20 protein-coding genes and 1 riboswitch are annotated in these 23017 nt (G+C 52.0%); of the genes, 12 read left to right on the top strand and 8 right to left on the bottom strand.

What is annotated here, in order from left to right:
- Positions 1-211: 211 nt before the first annotated feature.
- The 3 genes from ilvN to leuO form a co-directional block, all read right to left on the bottom strand.
- Entirely contained in the window at positions 212-703 is a 492-nt protein-coding gene (gene ilvN / locus NNN64_RS03450; protein WP_003829566.1) for an acetolactate synthase small subunit, read from the bottom strand.
- Between the two features lie 2 nt (positions 704-705).
- The gene (ilvI, locus tag NNN64_RS03445; protein WP_271440492.1) at positions 706-2430 is read right to left on the bottom strand and encodes an acetolactate synthase 3 large subunit; all 1725 of its coding nucleotides are present in this window, start codon (positions 2428-2430) and stop codon (positions 706-708) included.
- Between the two features lie 319 nt (positions 2431-2749).
- Positions 2750-3697, bottom strand: coding sequence for a transcriptional regulator LeuO (gene leuO, locus NNN64_RS03440; RefSeq protein WP_271440491.1), 948 nt, complete (start codon positions 3695-3697; stop codon positions 2750-2752).
- Positions 3698-4350: 653 nt separating this feature from the next.
- Here leuO and leuL point away from each other — a divergent pair.
- The 5 genes from leuL (at position 4351) to leuD (ending at position 9208) form a co-directional block, all read left to right on the top strand.
- Entirely contained in the window at positions 4351-4437 is an 87-nt protein-coding gene (leuL, locus tag NNN64_RS23295) for a leu operon leader peptide (RefSeq protein ID WP_075551415.1), read from the top strand.
- Between the two features lie 89 nt (positions 4438-4526).
- Positions 4527-6098 carry a 2-isopropylmalate synthase gene (gene leuA / locus NNN64_RS03435; RefSeq protein ID WP_271440490.1) on the top strand — a complete coding sequence of 524 codons (1572 nt, stop codon included), beginning with the start codon at positions 4527-4529 and terminating at the stop codon, positions 6096-6098.
- The gene (leuB, locus tag NNN64_RS03430; protein WP_271440489.1) at positions 6098-7189 is read left to right on the top strand and encodes a 3-isopropylmalate dehydrogenase; all 1092 of its coding nucleotides are present in this window, start codon (positions 6098-6100) and stop codon (positions 7187-7189) included. Before leuA ends, leuB begins: the two co-directional genes overlap by 1 nt.
- 2 nt (positions 7190-7191) lie before the next feature.
- Entirely contained in the window at positions 7192-8592 is a 1401-nt protein-coding gene (leuC, locus tag NNN64_RS03425; RefSeq protein ID WP_271440488.1) for a 3-isopropylmalate dehydratase large subunit, read from the top strand.
- Positions 8593-8602: 10 nt separating this feature from the next.
- The gene (leuD, locus tag NNN64_RS03420; RefSeq protein WP_271440487.1) at positions 8603-9208 is read left to right on the top strand and encodes a 3-isopropylmalate dehydratase small subunit; all 606 of its coding nucleotides are present in this window, start codon (positions 8603-8605) and stop codon (positions 9206-9208) included.
- Positions 9209-9298: 90 nt separating this feature from the next.
- Here the strand turns inward: leuD and NNN64_RS03415 are convergent, their stop codons facing one another.
- A complete protein-coding gene (locus tag NNN64_RS03415) occupies positions 9299-10477 on the bottom strand; it encodes a sugar efflux transporter (protein ID WP_271440486.1) in 1179 nt (392 codons plus the stop codon).
- A gap of 115 nt (positions 10478-10592) precedes the next feature.
- The gene (gene sgrT, locus NNN64_RS03410) at positions 10593-10715 is read right to left on the bottom strand and encodes a glucose uptake inhibitor SgrT (protein WP_137383736.1); all 123 of its coding nucleotides are present in this window, start codon (positions 10713-10715) and stop codon (positions 10593-10595) included.
- 99 nt (positions 10716-10814) lie between these two features.
- On the opposite strand from sgrT, the gene sgrR reads away from it, so the two are divergent.
- The 4 genes from sgrR (at position 10815) to thiQ (ending at position 16125) form a co-directional block, all read left to right on the top strand.
- Positions 10815-12470 carry an HTH-type transcriptional regulator SgrR gene (gene sgrR / locus NNN64_RS03405; RefSeq protein ID WP_271440485.1) on the top strand — a complete coding sequence of 552 codons (1656 nt, stop codon included), beginning with the start codon at positions 10815-10817 and terminating at the stop codon, positions 12468-12470.
- A gap of 47 nt (positions 12471-12517) precedes the next feature.
- Positions 12518-12641, top strand: a riboswitch (TPP riboswitch).
- 232 nt (positions 12642-12873) lie between these two features.
- Positions 12874-13857: a thiamine ABC transporter substrate binding subunit gene (gene thiB, locus NNN64_RS03400; protein ID WP_271440484.1), complete on the top strand. Its 984-nt coding sequence runs from the start codon at positions 12874-12876 to the stop codon at positions 13855-13857.
- Positions 13833-15443, top strand: a complete 1611-nt coding sequence (gene thiP, locus NNN64_RS03395; RefSeq protein ID WP_271440483.1) for a thiamine/thiamine pyrophosphate ABC transporter permease ThiP — start codon at positions 13833-13835, stop codon at positions 15441-15443. The genes thiB and thiP overlap by 25 nt, the downstream gene beginning before the upstream one ends.
- Positions 15427-16125 carry a thiamine ABC transporter ATP-binding protein ThiQ gene (thiQ, locus tag NNN64_RS03390; RefSeq protein ID WP_271440482.1) on the top strand — a complete coding sequence of 233 codons (699 nt, stop codon included), beginning with the start codon at positions 15427-15429 and terminating at the stop codon, positions 16123-16125. Before thiP ends, thiQ begins: the two co-directional genes overlap by 17 nt.
- A 97-nt stretch (positions 16126-16222) precedes the next feature.
- On the opposite strand, the gene NNN64_RS03385 is transcribed toward thiQ, so the two are convergent.
- Positions 16223-16990, bottom strand: a complete 768-nt coding sequence (locus NNN64_RS03385; RefSeq protein WP_137383741.1) for a DedA family protein — start codon at positions 16988-16990, stop codon at positions 16223-16225.
- 119 nt (positions 16991-17109) lie between these two features.
- Complete coding sequence (gene araC / locus NNN64_RS03380) at positions 17110-17955, bottom strand: arabinose operon transcriptional regulator AraC (RefSeq protein WP_137383742.1); 846 nt, start codon at positions 17953-17955, stop codon at positions 17110-17112.
- Between the two features lie 339 nt (positions 17956-18294).
- Here araC and araB point away from each other — a divergent pair, with 339 nt between their 5' ends.
- The 3 genes from araB (at position 18295) to araD (ending at position 22310) form a co-directional block, all read left to right on the top strand.
- Positions 18295-20004, top strand: a complete 1710-nt coding sequence (araB, locus tag NNN64_RS03375) for a ribulokinase (protein ID WP_271440481.1) — start codon at positions 18295-18297, stop codon at positions 20002-20004.
- A 10-nt stretch (positions 20005-20014) separates the two neighbouring features.
- The gene (araA, locus tag NNN64_RS03370) at positions 20015-21517 is read left to right on the top strand and encodes an L-arabinose isomerase (protein WP_271440480.1); all 1503 of its coding nucleotides are present in this window, start codon (positions 20015-20017) and stop codon (positions 21515-21517) included.
- Between the two features lie 97 nt (positions 21518-21614).
- Positions 21615-22310 carry an L-ribulose-5-phosphate 4-epimerase gene (gene araD, locus NNN64_RS03365; protein ID WP_271440479.1) on the top strand — a complete coding sequence of 232 codons (696 nt, stop codon included), beginning with the start codon at positions 21615-21617 and terminating at the stop codon, positions 22308-22310.
- A 40-nt stretch (positions 22311-22350) separates the two neighbouring features.
- On the opposite strand, the gene NNN64_RS03360 is transcribed toward araD, so the two are convergent.
- Positions 22351-22737, bottom strand: a complete 387-nt coding sequence (locus NNN64_RS03360) for a DUF4751 family protein (RefSeq protein WP_271440478.1) — start codon at positions 22735-22737, stop codon at positions 22351-22353.
- Positions 22738-23017: the final 280 nt, after the last annotated feature.

The raw sequence follows: 23017 nt of genomic DNA, 5'->3' as shown, positions 1-23017 counted from the left end.
AAATTTATTAACATCTAAGCGCAGAATAATGACTGCGGCAACCGCTTTTGTCTCTGGTTACTGCTGATTTCGCAAAAAAAAGCGCAACAGGTAGCATCAGCGAAAACGGGTACGTTACCTGTAGGCCGGATAAGGCGTTTACGCCGCCATCCGGCATGACCTCCACGAGGATGCCTGATGGCGCTGTGCTTATCAGGCCTACCGTCGACTATTAACGCATGATTTTATCACCTCGGGAGAGTCCCACCACACCGGAACGGGCCACCTCTACAATCTTGGCGACTTCACGCAGTGTTGCCAGGAAAGCGTCCAGTTTGTCACTGGTTCCCGCCAACTGCACCGTGTAAATAGACGGCGTGACATCGATAATCTGTCCACGGAAAATTTCCGTGTTTCGTTTCACCTCTTCCCGGCCATATCCACTGGCCTGAATCTTCACCAGCATGATTTCTCGTTCAACGTGAGCACCCTGCCCTAACTCACTCACCCGCAGGACATCCACCAGCTTGTGCAGTTGCTTTTCAATTTGCTCAAGGACCTTTTCATCGCCCACGGTCTGAATCGTCATCCGCGATAAGGTCGGATCGTCAGTCGGCGCGACGGTCAGGCTTTCAATGTTGTAACCGCGCTGGGCAAAGAGGCCTATCACGCGCGATAATGCCCCAGACTCATTTTCCAGTAATACTGATAATATCCGGCGCATAATCAGGTCCTCTCCGTTTTGCTTAACCACATCTCATCCATACCACCACCCCGAATTTGCATCGGGTAGACATGCTCACTGCCATCGACGGTGACATCAACAAACACCAGCCGGTGGTTGCGCACATGTTCCAGTGCTTCACCCAGTTTGCTTTCCAGCTCATCCGGATGATTTATCTGGATACCAATATGCCCATATGCTTCAGCAAGACGGACAAAATCGGGTAGCGACTGCATATAAGACTGCGAATGACGCCCGGAATAGATCATGTCCTGCCACTGTTTCACCATACCGAGATAGCGGTTGTTAAGGTTGAGTACCAGCACCGGCAGCTCATATTGCAGCGCCGTCGACAGCTCCTGGATATTCATCTGAATACTGCCATCACCGGTAACGCAGACTACCGTTTCATTCGGCAGTGCCATCTTCACCCCTAACGCGGCAGGTAAACCGAATCCCATGGTGCCAAGGCCGCCTGAGTTAATCCAACGACGAGGTTTATCAAACGGATAGTAAAGTGCAGCAAACATCTGATGTTGGCCCACATCCGAAGTGACATACGCATCGCCTTTCGTCAGGCGCCAGATGGTTTCAATGACAGCCTGCGGTTTAATGCTCTCACTTTGGGTGTCATATTTCAGGCACTGGCGGGCACGCCAGTGCTCAATCTGTTGCCACCAGTCACGGTTATCATCCAGCGGTTGCTGTGATTTCTCCTGCTCCAGCAGCTCTAACATCTGCTCAAGCACCAGGCGAGCATCGCCAACGATTGGAATATCCGCAGTGACGGTTTTTGAAATAGAGGTGGGGTCGATATCGATATGTAACACGGTCGCATTCGGGCAATACTTTGCCAGATTATTGGTCGTACGATCGTCAAAGCGAACGCCGACCGCAAATATCACATCCGAATGATGCATAGTCATATTCGCTTCATAAGTACCGTGCATGCCCAACATGCCCAGCGCCTGACGATGCGTTGCCGGAAATGCGCCTAACCCCATCAACGAGGAAACGACAGGTAGGTTCAGGGCTTGTGCAATCTGGCCCAGTTGCTCGTGGCAGGCCGCATTCACTGCACCACCACCAACATAAACCACCGGTTTTTTAGCCGCCACCAGCGTTTGCAGCGCCCGTTTGATCTGTCCCTTGTGCCCTGTCGTCGTCGGATTATACGAGCGCATACTTACTGATTCAGGCCAGCTATAAGGCAATTTCTTCGCAGGATTCAGGATATCTTTCGGCAAATCCACAACTACAGGACCGGGGCGACCGCTTGCGGCCAGCCAAAAGGCTTTCTTCAGCACCTGAGGTATATCTTCCGTTTGCTTGACCAGAAAGCTGTGCTTCACCACCGGACGGGATATCCCCACCATATCGCACTCCTGAAAGGCATCGTAGCCAATCAGAGAGGTAGCCACCTGCCCGGAGAGGATCACCAGCGGGATGGAGTCCATGTACGCCGTTGCGATCCCCGTGATCGCATTGGTTGCACCCGGCCCTGAGGTGACCAACACAACGCCCACTTCCCCCGTGGCACGTGCCAGACCATCGGCCATATGGACCGCGGCTTGCTCATGGCGGACCAGCACATGATCAATACCACCGACCGTATGCAAAGCATCATAAATATCGAGGACTGCGCCCCCGGGATACCCGAATACCTGCTTCACACCCTGATCGATGAGCGATCGGACGACCATCTCGGCTCCAGACAACATCTCCATGGCTTGCCTCCACTCTTATAATGAATAACGGTTTAACAACACATTAACCGCTGACGATAAGGCATGGCAATTGACACCGAAGTGGTGGTGTAACCGCGGATAAGAATAAAACGGAGGAAAGAATCGAATAAACGGAGAATTAAACCAGTATAAGCAAATGAAATGACAAATAATCGCTTAAAAATGGACACTTACAGCGATTACTCTAATTTTTCACCCTCACAGGAAAAAATCAAAAGCAGATTTCAGCATAAAATTTTAAATAAAAATAAAAAAGCAGAATAAACCAGATGTTTCATCGGATTTACTCTGCCATAGGTCACTGCTTACAGATGGAGACTAACAGCTCTTCCATCCATTGATGCCCTTTATCCCGACCAGCGGCTTCATGCCAGGAAAGATAGCAAGTCCGGCTATTCAATTTTAAAGGTAGCGGTAATATTTGCAGTTCTAAAGCCTCGGAGAACTCTTCAGCTAACCAGCGTGGCGCAATAGAAACCAAATGAGTTTGAGATACAATATTCAGCACACTGATTAATGCCATTCCCTGATAAGCAACGCAGGTTTGTTTATCCTGAGTGTCATACCAGGGCTGACTGAATGACGCAAAGCGATCGAGAGAAACTACGGCATGCTGTTCATTATAGACATCACTTTCCAGCAATGGACCGCTAATGCGCGGGTGTTTTTTACTTGCGACTAACACCATCTCATCATTGAATAACGGAATACTGGTGAATTCAGGACGGCGGAATTCTTCATAACTAATAACGAATTCTGTTTCCTGATATCGCAATTGATGTTCTGTATTTTGGTTGAGCGATGATTTAAATACGACATGAATATTAGGTGCAACTTGCTCAACGCGATTGTAAATCAAGGACGTGAGGATATTATCCAATGGGCTACAGACGCAGAGATTAAATACTCGTGAGCTGCTGGCAGGTTCAAAACCGGACCCTGGCAGTTCATTCTGCACCAATTGCAGTGCCTGACGAACAGAGCCAAATAGCTGAAAAGCCCGTGCTGTTGGCTGGATGCCTCGGCCATAGCGCACAAAGAGCTCATCATTAAACATAACCTTCAGACGTGCGACTGCGTTGCTGACTGCAGGCTGCGACATGCCCAGAGAATGCGCTGCGCGAGTAATATTCTGTTCTTGCATCACCGCGTCAAAAACGGTTAATAAATTAAGGTCAACCATGCGCAGCTGCGGCTTCCCCATCTCTAAAAGATTAGGTTTATCTATTATTTTTACTTCTGGCATATTTAACTCCACTGTCACTCTAAACTCCCTTTTCCCAGACGGAGCTCAGAAATAACCTCCGCTAATATGATTTACCATGCATATAAAATAAGAAAAAGGGAAAGCATTAAAATTAGGAAAACATAAAGGCCCTGACCTGAATTAACAAAAACCAATACGAGCGCAGTGTGGCAGAGGTCACTGCACGATGATTCATACGTTTAAATGTCGAAAACAATATAACCATAACCATGGCGAATATACAATCATGCACTAAGTGAATGTATATTTAAGTTTTAATTAAATTTTTATATCATTAACACCGTGATGCTTAACATTTATTTATCAATCATTTTTCCCACGGCACCTCAAACCCATTCAAAGTTAGTATAAAAAACCGATAAATCATAAAGATAAAAAATCCATACACAAGTTATCCCTTCAATATGCCGTTACAATAGCTGAAAACAAATATGCTCAAATATGTCAAATCGTGAAAAGTATGTAATCCACACGCTGATTTATTTTATACAACCATAAAAATTCAGCACAATTCGCTCAAAGTTCAGGAGATTTTTTCCGCCGACTGGGGGCATTTGTGGGGGATGGGGTTGACATCAATCTTCATATCCAGTACCACTAAAAGCATATCGCATTCGCCTGGAGCTTAATTGATGACTTACATTGCTCGTTTTAACGGTCTACTACTACTAAACGCATTCTCATTGCGCGGTAGACTGGTGGACGATATTCAGCATTAAGTCAGCTCCAGTTAAGACAAAAACCCGCGCCATTGCGCGGGTTTTTTTATGCTCGAAGCAAGGCGCCCTAAACACCAAGGACCTAAACCATGAGCCAGCAAGTCATTATTTTCGATACCACCTTACGCGATGGTGAACAGGCGTTACAGGCAAGCCTGAGTGTGAAAGAAAAACTGCAGATAGCTCTGGCCCTCGAGCGTATGGGCGTTGACGTGATGGAAGTGGGTTTTCCTGTTTCTTCACCGGGTGACTTTGAATCAGTACAGACCATTGCCCGTCAGGTCAAAAACAGCCGTGTTTGTGCGTTAGCTCGCTGTGTGGAAAAAGATATCGATGTGGCTGCTGAATCTCTGAAAGTGGCTGAAGCTTTCCGCATTCACACATTCATTGCCACGTCACCGATGCACATCGCGACAAAATTGCGCAGTACGTTGGATGAGGTGATTGAACGTGCGGTCTACATGGTTAAGCGAGCGCGTAATTATACCGATGACGTGGAGTTCTCATGCGAAGACGCAGGTCGTACCCCAATCGCCGATCTGGCTCGTGTGGTAGAAGCGGCCATTAATGCCGGTGCCAGAACCATCAACATTCCCGATACCGTCGGTTACACCATGCCTTTCGAATTTGGCGCAATCATTTCTGGTCTGTATGAACGCGTACCGAATATCGATAAAGCCATCATCTCCGTACACACCCATGATGACTTAGGCCTGGGCGTCGGTAACGCACTGGCGGCTGTTCATGCGGGCGCCCGTCAGGTGGAAGGCGCGATGAACGGTATCGGCGAACGTGCGGGTAACTGCTCGCTGGAAGAAGTGATCATGGCGATCAAAGTGCGCAAAGATATCCTGAACGTGCAAACCCGTATTAATCACCAGGAAATCTGGCGTACCAGCCAGTTAGTCAGCCAAATCTGCAACATGCCAATTCCGGCCAACAAAGCGATTGTCGGTAGTGGTGCGTTTGCTCACTCCTCCGGTATCCATCAGGACGGCGTGCTGAAAAACCGTGAAAACTACGAAATCATGACGCCTGAATCCATCGGCCTGAACCAGGTACAGTTGAACCTGACCTCCCGTTCAGGACGCGCTGCGGTGAAACATCGTATGGATGAGATGGGCTATAAAGAAAGCGAATACAGCCTGGACAATCTGTATGACGCATTCCTGAAGCTGGCAGATAAAAAAGGTCAAGTGTTCGACTACGACCTGGAAGCGCTGGCCTTTATTAACAAACAGCAGGAAGAACCAGAACACTTCCGTCTGGACTATTTCAGTGTGCAGTCTGGTTCTAATGACATTGCTACCGCCTCCGTCAAGTTGGCCTGTGGCGAAGAAGTCAAAGCCGAAGCGGCTAACGGTAACGGCCCGGTCGATGCTATTTATCAGGCCATTAACCGCGTGACGGAATACAACGTCGAACTGGTCAAATATAGCCTGACCGCTAAAGGCCACGGTAAAGATGCGCTGGGTCAGGTGGATATCGTCGCCAACTATAATGGTCGCCGCTTCCACGGCGTTGGTCTGGCAACAGATATCGTCGAGTCTTCCGCCAAAGCGATGGTACATGTGCTGAACAACATCTGGCGTGCTGAAGAAGTCGAAAAAGAATTGCAACGCAAAGCTCAGAACAACGAGAACAACAAGGAAACCGTGTGATGTCGAAGAATTATCATATTGCTGTTTTGCCGGGTGACGGTATTGGCCCGGAAGTGATGGCGCAAGCATTGAAAGTATTGGACGCAATTCGCAACCGTTTTGGCATGCGCATTACCACCAGCCACTATGACGTGGGCGGTGCCGCTATCGATAACCACGGTCAACCGCTGCCGCCAGCGACGGTTGAAGGCTGTGAGCAAGCCGACGCCATTCTGTTTGGCTCCGTTGGCGGTCCGAAATGGGAACATCTGCCGCCTAACCAGCAACCCGAGCGTGGTGCGCTGCTGCCGTTGCGTAAGCACTTCAAATTATTCAGTAACCTGCGTCCGGCGAAGTTGTACCAGGGGCTGGAAGCCTTTTGCCCGCTGCGCGCCGACATTGCAGCTAACGGTTTCGACATCCTGTGCGTGCGTGAACTGACCGGCGGGATCTACTTCGGTCAGCCAAAAGGTCGCGAAGGCAGCGGTCAACATGAAAAAGCCTTTGATACTGAGGTTTATCACCGTTTCGAGATCGAGCGAATTGCCCGTATCGCGTTTGAGTCTGCGCGCCAGCGTCGTCGTAAAGTCACGTCGATTGATAAAGCCAACGTGCTGCAAACCTCCATCTTGTGGCGCGAAATCGTCAATGAAATTGCGAATGAATATCCGGACGTTGAACTGGCGCATATGTATATCGACAACGCGACAATGCAATTAATCAAAGACCCGTCCCAGTTCGACGTACTGCTGTGTTCAAATTTGTTTGGTGACATTCTGTCTGATGAGTGCGCCATGATCACGGGCTCAATGGGCATGTTACCGTCTGCCAGCCTGAATGAGCAGGGCTTTGGCCTGTACGAGCCGGCTGGCGGTTCTGCACCCGATATCGCAGGGAAGAATATTGCAAACCCGATCGCCCAAATTCTGTCACTGGCCCTGCTGTTGCGTTACAGCCTGGATGCCAATGATGCGGCAACCGCAATTGAGAGCGCCATCAACCGCGCATTAGAAGAAGGTATTCGCACCGGTGACTTAGCCCGTGGCGCTGCCGCAGTCAGTACCGATGAGATGGGCGATATCATCGCTCGCTACGTCGCTGAAGGGGTGTAATCATGGCTAAGACGTTATACGAAAAATTGTTTAATGCGCACGTTGTCTTTGAGGCGCAAAACGAAACCCCACTGTTATATATCGACAGACATCTGGTGCATGAGGTGACCTCTCCGCAGGCATTTGATGGTTTGCGTGCGCATGGCCGCCAGGTTCGCCAGCCGGGTAAAACCTTTGCCACTATGGACCACAACGTTTCGACGCAAACGAAAGACATTAACGCCTCGGGCGAAATGGCGCGTATTCAGATGCAGGAGCTGATCAAAAACTGCAATGAATTTGGCGTGGAACTGTACGATCTGAACCACCCATATCAAGGCATCGTCCACGTGATGGGGCCAGAACAAGGCGTAACTTTACCGGGCATGACCATCGTCTGCGGTGACTCGCATACCGCCACCCACGGTGCGTTCGGCGCGCTGGCGTTTGGAATCGGGACCTCCGAGGTTGAGCACGTCCTGGCCACTCAGACCCTGAAACAGGGTCGCGCGAAAACCATGAAGATCGAAGTTAATGGTAAAGCCGCTCCCGGCATCACAGCCAAAGATATCGTACTGGCCATTATCGGTAAAACCGGTAGCGCAGGCGGCACCGGACATGTCGTTGAGTTTTGCGGCGAAGCCATTCGTGCACTGAGCATGGAAGGCCGTATGACGCTGTGCAACATGGCCATTGAAATGGGTGCCAAAGCGGGCCTGGTTGCACCGGATGAAACCACGTTCAACTATGTGCAGGGCCGTTTGCACGCCCCGAAAGGTGACGACTTTGCCAATGCGGTTGAGTACTGGAAAACGCTGAAAACCGACGATGGCGCAACGTTTGATACCGTCGTCACCTTGCAGGCAGAAGAGATCGCACCGCAGGTGACATGGGGAACGAACCCAGGTCAGGTCATTTCAGTGAACGATAATATCCCCGACCCGGCATCATTTACCGATCCCGTGGAACGCGCTTCAGCAGAAAAAGCACTGGCTTATATGGGGCTGAAGCCAGGTATTCCGTTAACCGAAGTCGCTATCGATAAAGTGTTCATCGGCTCCTGCACCAACTCACGTATTGAAGATTTACGCGCCGCGGCAGAAATTGCCAAAGGCCGTAAAGTCGCCCCGGGCGTTCAGGCGCTGGTTGTTCCAGGTTCAGGTCCGGTAAAAGCGCAAGCGGAAGCAGAAGGTCTGGATAAGATTTTCATTGAAGCCGGTTTTGAATGGCGTTTACCCGGTTGTTCCATGTGTCTGGCCATGAACAACGATCGTCTGAACCCTGGCGAGCGTTGCGCATCCACCAGCAACCGTAACTTTGAAGGTCGTCAGGGCCGCGGTGGACGCACACACTTAGTCAGCCCGGCAATGGCCGCCGCTGCCGCCGTTACCGGTCATTTTGCCGACATTCGCAGCATCAAATAAGGAAACTACCATGGCAGAGAAATTTACCCAGCATACCGGCCTGGTTGTCCCATTGGATGCCGCCAACGTCGATACCGATGCCATTATTCCCAAACAGTTTTTGCAGAAAGTAACTCGCACCGGGTTTGGCGCTCATCTGTTTAACGACTGGCGTTTCCTGGACGAAAAGGGGCAACAGCCTAATCCGGAGTTCGTGTTGAACTTCCCGGAATATAAAGGTGCGTCAATTCTGCTGGCGCGGGAAAACTTTGGCTGCGGCTCTTCACGTGAGCATGCGCCCTGGGCGTTGACCGATTATGGTTTCAAAGTGGTCATTGCGCCGAGCTTCGCCGACATCTTCTACGGCAACAGCTTCAACAACCAGCTGCTGCCGGTGAAATTAAGCGATGAAGAAGTCGATGAGCTGTTCAAACTGGTACAGGCAAATCCGGGCATCCGTTTTGAGGTTGATCTGGAAGCGCAGGAGGTGAAAGCCGGAGACAAAGCGTATCCATTTGACATTGACGCTTTCCGTCGCCACTGCATGCTGAACGGTCTCGACAGCATCGGACTGACGCTGCAACATGAAGCGGCGATTACCGAGTACGAACACAAGCAACCAGCGTTTATGCGCTAGTCATTGTGACGCCGGATGCGCTGCGCTTATCCGGCCTACAAACGCATTCTAACTGTAGGCCGGATAAGCGCAGCGCATCCGGCAACATCATTAAACGTCTTTCACCCGCCCGGTCATCACCAGCGTAACCACAGAAATCGCCGCGATTACCCAGTAAACGGCAAAATGTCCGTAGCTTTGCGCGACAGCCCCCTGAATCACCCCTGCCAAAATGACACCCGTGGAAATGCTGTTGGTGAATAATGTGGTTGCAGAACCCGCGCGTCCCGGCATCAGATCCTGAAACCACAGCATCCCTATCCCAGCGACAATACCGACGAATACGGCGTTAAACAGCTGCAAAATAAGCAGCGCCGTATGGCTGTGAAAGAAAATAAGACCAAGGTAAAACAGCACGCCGGCCGCCACGGCAGTAATCATCATTCGTCGTTTACCAAAGCGCTTCACATAATAGCCCGCCAGAATCATCGCCGGAATTTCCAGCCCGGCAGCCGTCCCCATCAGAATCCCGGCAAGCTTGTCGGGTAAGCCCAGTTCAAGGCTTATCCACAGCGGCATATCGATGATGTACATCGTGTTGCAGGTCCACATTAACGTGGAGGCAATAAACAGCATGCGCACATTTTTATCCTGCCAGCCCCCCGTTTGTTCAAGCGGTAGATCAACAGGTTGTTCCACCCGGGCGACAGAGGGCAGGATCAGCGCAATCAGCACCAGGCTTATCGCAAAAATGCCAGCCGCAATAGAGAACATCACCGTGAAACCGTAATTCAGTGCCAGCATGAAGGCCAACGGTGGCCCAATCACCCACGCCAACGAAAGCTGTGCGCGCATCACTGAGCTAAACATCACCACTTCACGCGCTGAGTTATCCGCATACTCCCGCGCCAGCGCAAACAACTGCGGCATCGCAGTATTGGCCAGCGAGGCCAGCAACACACCGCAGGTGATCAACGTGAGATAGTGACGATTAAAGGCAAACAGCAGCGCATTGCCAATTGCCATCAAGCAGCAAAACATGATCAGTTTGCGCCGATCGCCCTGGCTGTCGGAACGTTTTGCAAGCCCGAGGCTAACCACGATCCCGGCAATCGCATTGACGGTATAAAACAACCCGACCCAGAATGGCTGCGCCCCGACTTCACGGCTCAGGAACAGGCTCAGCGTGGGTGCCTGTAATGCACCCGCGACCCCCATCATAAAAGCGACCAGCATAAATGCCGCGTAAACGCCGTTGAGGCGCCGTCCCATGGTCAGAATCCAGAGCATTGTTATCCCTATTGGCTGGGCTGATACGAAAAAAGCCAGCAGATAATACCTGCTGGCGCGGCGATTAACACCAATACTCAGTCACACATGATGTCTGCAATTCCCAATTCAGGAGTCAGGCTGTCACCTCCCACTGCATCAGATCTTCGAGCATCTTTAAGCGCTGCGGTGCGCTCAGGCAAGCCAACCAGGACGATTTCTCTGTCGCGGTAAAGTACTTCATATAGAACTGACGCATAGATGACCCCTTCGTTGTCTCATCGCTTCATCGAAATCTATTATTGGCCTAATATAGGGATAATAAAATTGCTGAGTTTTTTGCAGGAGTTCCCCTTTTATGTCTTCAGGTCGTTTGCAACAACAGTTCATCCGTCTGTGGCAATGCTGTGATGGCAAAACGCAAGACACGACACTGAACGAACTGGCGGAGCTGCTTAGCTGCTCGCGCCGCCATATGCGAACCCTGCTTAATACCATGCAGGAACGTGGCTGGTTAACCTGGGAAGCGGAGGTCGGTCGGGGTAAACGCTCTCGCCTGACATTTCTCTATACCGGGCTGGCACTCCAGCAGCAGCGGGCAGAAGACCTGCTGGAACAGGATCGCATCGATCAGTTGGTACAGCTGGTCGGTGACAAAACCGCCGTCAGACAAATGCTGGTCTCCCACCTTGGCCGCAGCTTTCGCCAGGGGCGGCACATCATGCGCGTCCTGTATTATCGACCGATGCGCAACCTGCTGCCCGGTACGGCATTACGTCGTTCCGAAACCCATATCGCCCGGCAAATCTTCAGCGCCTTAACCCGTGTAAATGAGGAAAATGGGGAACTGGAAGCGGATATTGCCCATCACTGGCAGCAGATATCACCTTTACACTGGCGATTCTTTCTACGCCCGGGGATTCATTTTCACCACGGTCGTGAGCTGGAAATGGACGATGTGATCGCCTCACTGACCCGCATTAATACGTTGCCGCTGTACTCACATATTACCCAGATCGTCTCTCCCACGGCCTGGACGCTGGATATCCATCTGTCCCAGCCCGACCGCTGGCTTCCCTGGCTATTGGGGCAGGTCCCCGCCATGATCCTGCCGCGAGAATGGGAAACGCTAAACAATTTCTCCAGTCACCCGATTGGGACTGGCCCGTATGCGGTGATACGTAATACCAATAACCAACTGAAGATTCACGCATTTGATGACTATTTTGGCTACCGGGCGCTGATCGACGAAGTGAATGTTTGGGTGTTACCTGACATCGGTGAAGAACCTGGCGGCGGGTTGACGCTAAAAGGTCCCACGGAGGATGAAAAGGCGATCGAGAGCCGCCTCGAAGAAGGCTGCTACTACCTGCTGTTTGATACGCGTACCCGCCGCGGCGCTAATCAGGAGGTCCGCGAGTGGGCTAGCCGCGTACTCTCGCCAACCCATTTAATCTGTCACGCCGACGAACAGTATCAGCGACTGTGGTTCCCCGCCTATGGTTTACTCCCCCGCTGGCACCACGCCAAACCCGGCCATGGTGAAAAGCCAGCCGGGCTGGAAACCCTGACGCTCACTTACTATCGCGATCATATCGAACACCGGATTATCGCGCAGATCATGAAAACGTTGCTGGCGCAGCATCAGGTGCAACTGAATATTCAGGAGATCGACTACGATCAATGGCATGCAGGCGAAATAGTCAGTGATATCTGGCTTAACAGCGCCAACTTTACCCTCCCACTGGACTTCTCCTTATTCGCGCACCTCTGCGAAGTCCCGCTGCTGCAAAACTGTATCTCGCGTGACTGGGAAAACGATGCGGCCCGCTGGCGAACCGGTGAAATGAGTCTGGCTGCGTGGTGCCAACAGCTACTCGCCACTAAAGCCATTGTGCCATTGATCCACCACTGGTTGATCATTCAGGGACAGCGCAGTATGCGCGGGTTGCGCATGAATACCCTCGGCTGGTTTGATTTTAAATCGGCGTGGTTTGCACCACCGGATCCGTAAGAGCCAGCTCTTGATTGCTGCCAGGCAACAAAATAACTACACTAACGCCGTTCTCAACGGGGTGCTAAATAAAAACATACACAAAATCATTCGTTCTGTGTATGGGCTGAGAGATACCCGTCGAACCTGATCCGGATAATGCCGGCGAAGGGATTTGAGGCTGTAGCTCAAGTCCTTTGCCACCTAACTCGTCATACTTCAAGTTGCAGATGCGTTGGCTTTATTACTCGGCCCATCCATGGGCCTCGCCCTTTCAGGGCCGCTGCAAGCAGCGTTCAAATCTGCTCCCGGCAGGTTTGTCGCTCACCCCAGTCACGTACTACCTGTACGCTCCTGGGGATGTGCTGCGTCGCCGCCTTCCTGCAACTCGAATTATTTAGAGTTTTACTTTATGAGGTGCAAAGTGTTTAAAAAATATCTTCCGCTTTTACTGCTGTGCGCAGCGCCTGCCTTCGCCAAACCTGTGCTGACCGTGTATACCTACGACTCGTTCGCGGCTGACTGGGGCCCCGGCCCGACAATCAAAAAAGCCTTCGAAGCCGACTGCAACTGCGAGCTGAAACTGGTCGCGTTAGAGGATGGCGTATCGCTGCTGAACCGCCTGCGTATGGAAGGAAAAAACAGCAAAGCTGACGTCGTACTGGGACTGGACAACAACCTTCTGGCAGCCGCTACGCAAACCGGGCTGTTCGCTAAAAGCAACGTGCCGGAGAATGCAGTCAGCGTGCCTGGTGGCTGGAAAAACGACACATTTGTCCCGTTTGATTACGGCTACTTCGCCTTCGTGTATGACAAAAACAAGCTGAAGAATCCGCCAAAGAGCCTGAAAGAACTGGTCGAAAGCGATCAGAAATGGCGCGTAATCTACCAGGATCCGCGTACCAGCACGCCGGGGCTGGGGCTGCTGCTGTGGATGCAAAAAGTCTATGGTGATAAAGCGCCGGAGGCATGGCAGAAACTGGCAGCCAAAACCGTCACCGTCACCAAAGGCTGGAGTGAAGCCTACGGCCTGTTCCTGAAGGGTGAAAGCGACCTGGTGTTGAGCTACACCACCTCTCCGGCCTATCACATCATCGAAGAGAAAAAGGGTAACTACGCCGCCGCTAACTTTAGCGAAGGTCACTATCTGCAGGTGGAAGTTGCCGCACGTACCGCAGCCAGCAAGCAACCGGAGTTGGCGGAAAAATTCCTGAAATTTATGGTATCTCCGGCATTCCAGAATGCGATCCCAACGGGCAACTGGATGTATCCGGTGACGCAGGTCACCCTGCCGCCAGGATTTGAGCAACTGGAAAAACCGGTCAACGCACTGGAATTTACGCCGCAGCAGGTTGCGGCTCAACGTCAGGCATGGATTAGCGAATGGCAACGCGCCGTCAGCCGTTAATCCCCGGCTGGCTGGTTCCAGGGCTTACCGCCGCCACGCTGATGGTGGCCGTTGCCCTGGCCGCATTTCTGGCACTGTGGTTTAACGCCCCGCAGGGAGAGTGGCTCTCGCTGTGGCAAGATGACTACCTGTGGCACGTGGTGCGTTTTTCTTTCTGGCAGGCTTTTTTATCCGCTGTGCTGTCGGTTGTCCCGGCGATTTTCCTTGCCAGAGCGCTCTATCGTCGTCGTTTTCCAGGACGTCTGGCGCTGCTGCGCCTGTGCGCGATGACGCTGATCTTGCCGGTGCTGGTCGCCGTATTCGGCATCCTTAGCGTATATGGTCGTCAGGGCTGGCTGGCCTCGCTCTGGCACACATTCGGGCTGGAGTGGACGTTTTCGCCATACGGCTTACAGGGTATTCTGCTGGCGCATGTCTTTTTCAACCTGCCGATGGCGAGTCGTTTGCTGCTGCAATCGCTGGAGAACATCCCCGGCGAGCAACGCCAGCTCGCGGCGCAGTTAGGGATGCGCGGCTGGCATTTCTTCCGTTTTGTTGAATGGCCGTGGCTGCGTCGTCAGATCCTCCCCGTAGCAGCACTTATCTTTATGCTGTGTTTCGCCAGCTTCGCCACCGTGCTGTCGCTCGGCGGCGGACCGCAGGCAACCACTATTGAGCTGGCTATCTATCAGGCACTGAGCTTTGATTACGATCCCGCGCGGGCGGCTATGCTGGCCCTGATCCAGATGGTTTGCTGTTTAGCGCTGGTACTGCTCAGCCAACGGCTGAGTCGCGCCATCGCACCCGGCACGACGCTAGTACAAGGCTGGCGCGATCCCGACGATCGTCTACACAGCCGACTGGCTGACATAATTCTGATTGCTCTCGCGCTGTTACTGTTGCTTCCACCGTTGCTGGCGGTGATTGTCGATGGCTTAAACCGCAATGTACTGGATGTGCTTACGCAACCAGTGCTGTGGCAAGCACTGGAGACGTCACTGCGTATCGCGCTGGCGGCAGGCATATTGTGCGTCATTCTGACGATGATGCTGCTGTGGAGTAGCCGCGAACTGCGCGCCCGGCAGCAGGTATTGGCAGGTCAGGCGCTGGAACTGAGCGGCATGATGATACTCGCCATGCCGGGTATCGTACTGGCTACCGGGTTCTTTTTGTTGCTCAATAACAGCATTGGGTTACCGGAATCGGCTGACGCCATCGTGATTTTCACCAATGCACTAATGGCGATCCCTTACGCACTGAAGGTGCTGGAAAACCCGATGCGCGATGTAACCGCACGCTACAGTATGTTGTGTCAGTCTTTGGGTATTGAAGGATGGTCACGGCTGAAAGTGGTTGAACTACGCGCCCTGAAGCGCCCGCTGGCGCAGGCGATGGCCTTTGCTTGTGTCCTGTCGATTGGTGATTTTGGCGTAGTCGCTCTGTTCGGCAATGAAGATTTCCGCACCCTGCCGTTTTATTTGTATCAACAGATTGGATCTTACCGCAGTCAGGATGGCGCGGTTACGGCGTTATTGCTGCTGATCCTGTGTTTTACGCTGTTTACCGTTATTGAGAAATTGCCGGGACGAAATGTTAAAACTGATTGATATTACATGGCTTTATCACCACTTACCCATGCGTTTCACATTATCGGTAGCGCGCGGTGAGCAAGTCGCGGTGCTCGGGCCAAGCGGCGCCGGGAAAAGCACGCTATTGAATCTGATTGCCGGATTTCTGACGCCTGCCAGCGGCATAATGATGATTGAAGGCGAAGATCACACCGCCACACCGCCCTCTCGTCGTCCTGTTTCCATGCTGTTTCAGGAAAACAACCTGTTCAGCCATCTGAACGTACAGCAAAACATCGGCCTGGGTCTGAATCCGGGATTAAAACTGAACGCGTCTCAGCGTGAGAAACTACAGCACATCGCCCAACAAATGGGTCTTGATAACCTGCTGGACAGGCTCCCCGGCGAGCTTTCCGGCGGACAAAGGCAACGTGTAGCACTGGCACGTTGTCTGGTTCGCGAACAACCCGTATTACTGCTTGATGAGCCGTTTTCTGCACTCGATCCGGCATTGCGCCAGGAGATGTTATCGCTGGTTGCCGAGGTCTGTCGTGACAAACAACTGACGATGCTGATGGTCTCCCATAGCGTTGAAGATGCGGCACGCATTGCGCCACGTTCAATTGTGGTCGCTGATGGGCGCATTGCATGGCAAGGCAAAACGGACGATCTGTTAAGCGGCAACGCCAGCGCCTCGGCCCTATTGGGCATTAAAGCATAATGCGTTGCCGGATGACGGCGTGAACGCCTTATCCGGCCTACAGGTCGCACATTATGTGGGCCGGATAAGGCGAAGCCGCCATCCGGCAAAGGAATCGTCAGTACCCCACCACTTTGCGCAAAATATCGAGATACACCGGCATCAGTGGATGACGCAATAACGCCACCAGCGCGACGACGCCAATCCCAAGCGTCAGCGGCGCCAGATACAGCAGGCGGCCACGCGGCAAATATGCGGTTAAACGATCGACAGCGGCTTTGCCACTGCGCCACAGTCGCCAGCACAGCCAGCCCCCCACCCACAGCAGCAATGCAGTCGCCAGCAACAGCCATTTGAAATCTCCGCTCTGCATATCGGAAGGAATATCAATTGCCGCGCCCGCCAGAATACCCGGCAGGAAATAGAACGGTGGCCACAGCACACAGCCGATGATATTGGGAACGATGAATTTGGCGACGGGCAGATCCAGCATTCCCGCCACCATCGGTACCAGTGGACGTGTCGGGCCAACAAAACGCCCTACCAAAATAGTAAACATGCTGTGCTGATGTAGCGCGTGTTCGGTCTTGTCCAGCAACGCTTTATTCTTTTTCATGAAGGACCAACGGTGCAACGGTTTTTTAAAGCGCCAGCCCAGCCAGAAAGAGATCCAGTCCCCCAACAAGCAACCGACGATGCCCGCAAGCCAGGCATGCCAGAAATTCAGTTCACCACTGCCAATTAAGGCGCCCAACCCCGCCATCATCACGGTGCCAGGTAGAATCAGGCCAACCAGCGCCAGAGACTCTAAAAAAGCCACCAGAAGCACAGCTATCAAAGAGTACATGGCGGACTGGAGAATAAAGTGTTCCAGCAATGCTTGCATAATGTGTCCGTCAGATTTACGAAGCAGGGATTCTGCTAACCCTTCTCAACTTCGTCAAGCCATCAATTGTCTGAATAGATTGCGAGTTATGACAACTTTCAGGACACATCATTCACTTTTTATTCACATCCAGCGCGAAACTCGCTCGGACTGGCACCGGTGCATTTTTTGAAAACGCGGGAGAAATAAAGTTGGTCGTCAAAGCCAACATTGCGACCCACCGTGGCAATAGGCATACGTGTGGTACTCAGCAGTAACTTGGCCTGGCTGATACGCTGATCCTCGCGCCAGCTTAATACGCTGATGCCCAATTGCTGACGGAACAGATGTGACAGCCGGGACGGTGACAGGCAGACATGCTGCGCAACGCTGGCAATATCAAAATTACTGTCCGCCAGATGATCGCTGATGTACTGGCAGGCATCGCGCACGCGGTTATCCATCGGCGGATGCAGCGATTCGTTAATCGCGTCCATGCGTCTGAGCAATAATTGCTCCAGCAGGTTTATCGCCAGCAGTTCGGAATAGCGCCCTTCCCCCTGTCCGGCATGAATGATCTGTCCAAACAGTTCGTTAAAATGCGGCTGGTGCGCTTCGTCCGGGCGGAAAAAACCGGTCTGGGCAAAGATTGCCGGCCAGGCCAGCCACTCCTGCCAATAGGCACGCGGTCGGAAGTAGACCCACTGGTGATACCACTCGCTGGCATCAGGATGGCGTCCGTAATGGTGAATTTCGCCGGGTGGGAACAGCAAAATATCACCAGGTCGACAGACAAACTGCTTACCCTGATTATTGATGACCCCTTCACCTCGGATGGTGAGGTTCAGGATATAACCTTTCATACCCAACGGCCTGTCGATAAAAAAATCCAGATATCCGTTCGCCTCAATGGGGGTTAAACCCGCCACCAAATGCGCATTAAACGAATACCCAGGCAGCAGGGGATCGTTTTGCGGTTCAGCCATAATTTCAATACTCCCTCTGTTCTGATAAGAAACAATTTGTCCATATTGTGTAAGACTTCATCACCGCCGTCCCTGCAAGTCGCTATGACGTCAGCAATGCACCATCAACCCCGCTTGTGAAAAGCACTTTGTTAAAAACCTGTACGATGCCAACGACAAAAACGGCTAACAAAAGTGTCTATAAGTACGGCAGAAATGTCCACATTGAATATTTGCACGGCGTCACACTTTCTGATGCCACAGCATTTTAGTCCATAAGATTAGCGGATCCTGCCTGACGGTTTTTATCCCCACTATCTACTGTTTATCCATACCCGTATTTTTGGATGGAGTAAGACGATGGCGATTGCAATTGGCCTCGATTTTGGTAGTGATTCAGTACGTGCTTTAGCGGTGGAATGTGCCACCGGCGCAGAAATCGCCACCAGCGTAGAGTGGTACCCGCGTTGGCAGGAAGGGCAATATTGCGACGGCCCAAACAATCAGTTTCGCCATCACCCGCGCGACTACATCGAATCCATGGAAGCGGCACTGAAAACCGTGCTGGCCGAACTGAGCGCTGAGCAACGTGCGGACGTGGTCGGGATTGGCGTTGACAGCACTGGTTCGACTCCGGCACCTATTGATGCCGACGGCAACGTGCTGGCGCTGCGTCCAGAGTTCGCTGACAACCCGAACGCCATGTTTGTGCTGTGGAAAGATCACACCGCAGTCGAAGAAGCTGAAGAGATTACCCGCCTGTGCCACACACCGGGCAAAGTCGATTACTCCCGTTATATCGGTGGCATTTATTCCAGCGAATGGTTCTGGGCAAAAATCCTGCACGTAACTCGCCAGGACCACGCGGTCGCCGAGGCAGCGGTCTCATGGATTGAGCTATGTGACTGGGTTCCGGCCCTGCTCTCCAATACCGTACGCCCGCAGGATATTCGCCGCGGACGCTGCAGCGCCGGACACAAATCACTGTGGCATGAAAGCTGGGGTGGACTGCCACCAGCCAGTTTCTTTGATGAACTCGATCCCGTCATCAACCGCCATTTGCAATACCCAATGTTTACCGACACCGTCACCGCCGACCTACCGGTTGGCACGTTATGCGCTGAGTGGGCACAGCGTCTGGGTCTGCCAGAAAGCGTCGTCATTTCAGGCGGTGCATTTGACTGCCATATGGGTGCCGTAGGCGCTGGTGCGCAACCCAATACGCTGGTAAAAGTCATCGGCACCTCGACCTGCGACATTCTGATTGCCGACAAGCAAAGCGTGGGCGAACGCGCAGTGAAGGGGATTTGCGGCCAGGTTGATGGCAGCGTCGTCCCACACTTTATCGGTCTGGAAGCGGGTCAGTCTGCTTTCGGCGATATCTATGCCTGGTTTAGCCGCGTCTTGAGCTGGCCGCTGGATCAGCTTGCGGCACAACATCCTGAACTGAAAACTCAGATTAAAGCCAGCCAAAAACAACTGCTGCCTGCGCTGACTGAAGCGTGGGCAAAAAACCCATCGCTGGATCATTTGCCGGTGGTACTCGACTGGTTCAACGGCCGCCGTACGCCAAACGCGAACCAGCGTCTGAAAGGGGTTATCACCGACCTGAACCTTGCGACCGATGCTCCGGCCCTGTTTGGTGGTCTGATTGCCGCCACGGCGTTTGGCGCACGCGCCATCATGGAATGCTTTACCGAACAAGGCATAGCGGTCAACAACGTCATGGCATTGGGCGGTATCGCGCGTAAAAACCCGGTCATCATGCAGACCTGCTGTGACGTGCTGAACCGTCCGCTACAAATCGTTGCTTCAGACCAGTGCTGCGCACTCGGTGCCGCGATCTTCGCCGCTGTTGCCGCTAAGGTCCACGCAGACATCCCAGCCGCCCAACAAAAAATGGCGAGCGCCGTGGAAAAGACGATGCAACCTCGCCCAGAACAGGCTCAACGTTTTGAACAGCTTTACCGCCGCTACCAGCAATGGGCAGTAAGCGCTGAACAACAATACCTTCCGACTGCCATGCCGGCGCAAAAAACACCGGTAAACCAGGCAACCCTGACACATTAAGGACACGACAATGACGATTTTTGATAACTATGAAGTGTGGTTTGTGATTGGTAGCCAGCATCTGTATGGCCCTGAAACACTGCGTCAGGTAACCCAACATGCCGAGCACGTCGTTAACGCACTGAATACTGAAGCTAAACTGCCCTGCAAACTGGTCTTAAAACCGCTGGGTACCTCGCCTGACGAAATCACCGCTATTTGTCGTGACGCCAACTATGACGATCGCTGCGCAGGGATGGTGGTCTGGCTGCATACCTTCTCCCCGGCAAAAATGTGGATCAACGGCCTGGCGATCCTCAATAAACCGCTGATGCAGTTCCACACCCAGTTTAACGCTGCTCTGCCATGGGACAGCATTGATATGGACTTTATGAACCTGAACCAGACCGCGCACGGCGGCCGCGAGTTCGGTTTCATCGGCGCGCGTATGCGTCAACAGCATGCCGTGGTCACCGGTCACTGGCAGGATAAACAGGCGCACGAACGTATCGGTTCCTGGATGCGCCAGGCCGTCTCCAAACAGGATACCCGTCACCTGAAAGTGTGCCGTTTTGGCGACAACATGCGTGAGGTTGCGGTCACTGACGGCGATAAAGTGGCGGCACAAATCAAATTCGGCTTTTCAGTAAATACCTGGGCCGTGGGCGATCTGGTACAGGTGGTGAACGCAATCAGCGACGGCGAAATCAACGCGCTGATCGACGAGTACGAAAGCACCTACACGATGACAGCGGCCACTCAGATCCACGGTGACAAACGTCAAAACGTGCGGGAAGCTGCCCGTATTGAACTCGGCATGAAGCGTTTCCTGGAACAGGGTGGATTCCACGCCTTTACGACAACATTCGAAGATTTGCACGGCCTGAAACAACTTCCGGGTCTGGCCGTACAGCGTCTGATGCAGCAGGGCTACGGCTTTGCGGGCGAAGGCGACTGGAAAACTGCCGCTCTGCTTCGCATCATGAAGGTGATGTCAACCGGTCTGCAGGGCGGCACCTCATTTATGGAGGATTACACCTACCACTTCGAGAAGGGCAACGATCTGGTGCTCGGCTCGCACATGCTGGAAGTGTGCCCGTCTATCGCGGTGGAAGAGAAACCGATCCTCGACGTACAACATCTCGGCATTGGTGGTAAAGACGATCCGGCCCGCCTGATCTTCAATACCAAAACAGGCCCTGCTGTTGTTGCCAGCCTGATCGATCTCGGCGATCGCTATCGTCTGCTGGTTAACTGCATCGACACCGTACCCACCCCACATGATCTGCCGAAACTGCCGGTGGCAAACGCACTGTGGAAAGCCCAACCGGATCTGCCAACCGCATCTGAAGCCTGGATCCTCGCCGGCGGCGCACATCACACCGTCTTTAGCCACGCGCTGGATCTGAACGATATGCGTCAGTTTGCTGAAATGCACGATATCGAGATCGCAGTGATCGATAACGACACCCGCCTACCGGCCTTTAAGGACGCGCTGCGCTGGAACGAAGTGTATTACGGGTTCAAACGTTAATCGTCGAAACGGATTGCCCGGTGGCACTTCGTTTACCGGGCCTGCAAACCACTGTAGGCCGGATAAGCGAAGCGCCATCCGGCATTCAGGAGTTAACATGTTAGAAGATCTTAAACGTCAGGTACTGGAAGCCAATCTGGCGTTGCCTAAGCACAATCTGGTCACCCTGACCTGGGGCAACGTTAGCGCCGTCGATCGTGAGCGTGGCGTATTTGTGATTAAACCATCCGGTGTCGATTACAGCGTCATGACTGCCGACGATATGGTGGTAGTCAGTATCGCCACGGGCGAAGTGGTGGAAGGCCAGAAGAAACCCTCTTCTGATACACCAACGCACCGTCTGCTGTACCAGGCATTCCCGACGATTGGCGGCATTGTTCATACCCATTCTCGTCACGCAACCATCTGGGCGCAGGCAGGCCAGTCAATCCCGGCCACGGGCACAACGCATGCGGACTATTTCTATGGCGCCATCCCCTGCACGCGTAAAATGACCGATGTCGAGATTAACGGCGAATATGAATGGGAAACCGGGAATGTGATCGTCGAAACCTTTGAGAAACAAGGGATTGATGCCGCACAGATGCCTGGCGTATTAGTGCATTCTCACGGTCCGTTTGCGTGGGGAAAAAATGCCGAGGATGCAGTACATAACGCGATTGTGCTGGAAGAAGTCGCCTATATGGGCATCTTCTGTCGCCAACTCGCACCGCAGTTACCGGATATGCAACAAACGTTGCTGGATAAACATTACCTGCGCAAACATGGTGCTAAAGCGTATTACGGACAGTAAAAGAAATAAGCGCGCAGATAATCTACGCGCTCCTTTATAGTTATTCGCCATAATATTCGGCGAATGAACCTTGGTATACACAATCATTTGAACTGATATAATCGATTACATTATCATAGTGTCCATGAGCCTTATTTCCTTCCAGACAATGGAAAAAGACATAATCTGTAATCGTCGCCTGCCACTTCTGCCCGTTCAGCAGATAATTAATCACTGTATCTTTGTGCCCCTTACTTTTGTCATTACCCTGCCAGTGAAAAAAAGCGCTACCATTTTCAATAATTTCAGCATTCCACAATTTACCGTCCCATGTTTTATATAAAATATACTTACTCACAGTTTTAATGGCTGGATTAGAAATCATTGTGTTAATAAACATATAGTTCTGATACTTAATTCCAAGCTGATGTTTGGAAAGAATGTTCATAAAAACTCCATTTTTTCAAAATTAATATTAAAAGGACAAAAAAATGCACAAGCCATAGGCAAAATAAAATTATATTCACAGAGAATTTCCCGACAAAATTGAATTGAAAATGCTTATTTAGAGCAATAACAACCCCGTTTAAATATATTATATTTAAGATAATGGCCCAAACATTTCGAATGAAAGCTTTACACTAACAGCTAATAAAAACAAATAAAAATATAATTTTTTCACTAATCTGAGAAATATGTGGCAAAATCAAACGAGCACTTTTCCTAAA

It is taken from the genome of Citrobacter sp. Igbk 14 (assembly GCF_028069825.1).
Classification (GTDB): Bacteria; Pseudomonadota; Gammaproteobacteria; order Enterobacterales; family Enterobacteriaceae; genus Citrobacter.
This window is presented reverse-complemented; position numbering and strand designations above follow the sequence as displayed.